This window comes from Belnapia mucosa (assembly GCF_016775475.1).
GTDB lineage: Bacteria > Pseudomonadota > Alphaproteobacteria > Acetobacterales > Acetobacteraceae > Belnapia > Belnapia mucosa.
Genome location: NZ_JAEUXJ010000064.1, coordinates 1 through 2,491, shown reverse-complemented (window position 1 = coordinate 2,491; position 2,491 = coordinate 1). Strand labels below are relative to the sequence as shown.

General features: G+C 66.2%; 2 protein-coding genes. Both read right to left on the bottom strand.

Annotated features, from left to right (window positions below):
- Positions 1 to 86: 86 nt before the first annotated feature.
- Entirely contained in the window at positions 87 to 866 is a 780-nt protein-coding gene (gene istB / locus JMJ55_RS30340; protein ID WP_202829332.1) for an IS21-like element helper ATPase IstB, read from the bottom strand.
- Entirely contained in the window at positions 856 to 2,379 is a 1,524-nt protein-coding gene (gene istA / locus JMJ55_RS30335) for an IS21 family transposase (RefSeq protein WP_202829333.1), read from the bottom strand. The genes istB and istA overlap by 11 nt, the downstream gene beginning before the upstream one ends.
- Between the last annotated feature and the right edge of the window lie 112 nt (positions 2,380 to 2,491).

Here is a 2,491-nt window from a genome sequence, read left to right as displayed (position 1 = left end):
TGTTGAGTTTCGCTGAGAACTGACCCGGGGTTTTCATCGAGAACTGACCCGGCCAAGGGATATCTCCCGCGTGCTGCGAGGCTAGGTCAAGCGGGTGTTTTGCCTTTTCTGTTCCGGGGTTCGGCCGCGCTGCTCCTGAACCGGAAGCTGTCGTTGCCGGTTTCCAGGATGTGGCAGTGGTGCGTGAGCCGGTCGAGCAGGGCCGTTGTCATCTTGGCGTCGCCGAACACGCCGCCCCACTCGCTGAAGCTCAGGTTGGTGGTGATCACGACGCTGGTGCGCTCATAGAGCTTGCTGAGCAGGTGAAACAACAGGGCCCCGCCCGACGAGCTGAACGGCAGGTAGCCGAGTTCGTCGAGGATGACGAGGTCGAGGCGGAGCAGGCGATCGGCGAGCTGCCCGGCCTTGTTGGCGGCCTTCTCCTGTTCCAGCCCATTCACCAGGTCGACCGTGGAGAAAAACCTGGCCTTCTTGCGGCCGTGCTCGATGGCCTGGATGCCAAGGGCCGAGGCGAGGTGCGTCTTGCCGGTGCCGGGTCCGCCGATGAGCACGACATTGTCGGCCCGCTCGGTGAACTCGCCCCGGTGCAGCTGCCGGACCGTGGCTTCGTTGACCTCGCTGGCCGCAAAATCGAAGCTCGCCAGATCCTTGTAGGCCGGGAACCGGGCCGTCTTGGTGTGGTAGGCGATCGAGCGCACCTCGCGCTCGGCCATCTCGGCCTTGAGCAGCTGGGAGAGGATGGGGATGGCCGCCTCGAACGCCGGTGCACCCTGTTCCACCAGATCGCCCACCGCCTGAGCCATGCCATACATCTTGAGCCCGCGCAGCATGACCACGAGGGCGGCGCTGGCGGGATCATGACGCATGGCGCACCTCGCGGTCCCGCAGCGCGTCATAGCGTCCGATATCGGCCCTCGGCTCCTGGTTCAGGACGAGGGCCTGGGGTGCGTCGGTAATCGTGGCCGTGTTCGTGCCGTCGGTCAGGCGGTGCAGGACGTTGAGGACGTGGGTCTTGGTGGCGACGCCGTCCTCGAGGGCCAGTTCCACGGCGCACAGCACGGCTCCCTCGTCGTGCTGCAGCACGAGGGCGAGGATGTCCACCATCTCCCGGTCGCCCCCGGGCCGCCGGAGGAGCTGGGCCTGGAGCTTGCGGAAGGCCTCCGGCATCTCGGTGAAGGGCGCGCCGTTGCGGAGCGCCCCAGGCTTGCGCTGGATCACTGCCAGATAGTGGCGCCAGTCATAGACGGTACGGCTGGGAACGTCGTGCGAGCGCTCGACGATCCGGGCGTGCTCGCACAGGATCTGTCCCTCGGCCGCCACGACGAGCCGGTCGGGATAGACGCGCAGGCTGACCGGCCGATTGGCGAAGGAAGCCGGGACGCTGTAGCGGTTGCTCTCGAAGTGCACGAGGCAGGTCGGCGACACCCGCTTGGCGTGCTCGACGAAGCCGTCGAACGCCCGTCCTACCGGCATCAGGCTTGCTCGCTCCAGGGCATGCACGTCGGCGACACTGCCGGGCAAGACCCCGTGCTGGAGTTCACTCCAGCGCTCGATGCAGCGGACCTCCAGCCATGTGTTGAGGGAGGGTAGGTCATCGAACGACGGCATGTCCTGCCAGATCTGCCGCCGAGCGTCCTGGACGTTTTTCTCGACCTGACCCTTCTCCCAACCCGAGGCCGGACTACAGAACGTCGCCTCGAACAAGTAGTGGCTGGCCATGGCCTGGAACCGCACGTTGACCTGCCGGATCTTGCCCTTACCGACGCGGTCGACAGCGGTTCTCATGTTGTCGAAGATGCCGCGGCGCGGAACCCCGCCCAGCACGCGGAATGCTTCGGCCAGGGCGTCGAACAGCATCTCGTGGGTCTGCAGCTTGTAGGCCCGGATTACGAAGGCCCGGCTGTGCGACAGCTTGGTATGGGCAGCCTGCAGCTTGAGCCGCTTGCCGCCCACCGTCGCCCAGTCCTCGCTCCAGTCGAACTGGAACGCCTCGCCGGGCTGGAAGGCGAGCGGCACGAACACCCCGCGCCCGGTGGTCCGCTGCGCCATCTCCCGTCCCACCTGCCAGCGCCGGACAAAGGCCGCAACCCGTGCGTAGGAGCCACCATAACCCAGAGCGACCAGGTCCGCGTGGATCCGCCGCACCGTTCGGCGCCCCTTGCGTCCCTTGCCCGCCTCCACCCGCAGCCACTCCGACAGCTTGTCGGCGAACCGGTCCAGGCGGCTTGGGCGCTCGGGAACCTTGAACCTCACCTCCACGGCGTCCGATCGCAGGTACTTGCGGATCGTGTTCCGCGACAGGCCCGTCCGCCGCTCGATCTCGCGGATTGGGATGCGATCCCGGTGATGCCACCGCCGGATCACGCTCAACAACTCCATGTCGATCACTCCAGTTACCCCAACCATCCGGTCGAGGAGGTGAACAGACACGGGTCATTTCTCGACGAAAACTTCGGCCCCTCCTGGGTCAGCTCTCAGTGCAAATCAACAA

What these genes read in the sequence shown, in the direction of transcription:
- istB (WP_202829332.1), bottom strand. Translation starts at nt 866, where the DNA reads ATGCGTCATGATCCCGCCAGCGCCGCCCTCGTGGTCATGCTGCGCGGG.
- istA (WP_202829333.1), bottom strand. Translation starts at nt 2,379, where the DNA reads ATGGAGTTGTTGAGCGTGATCCGGCGGTGGCATCACCGGGATCGCATC.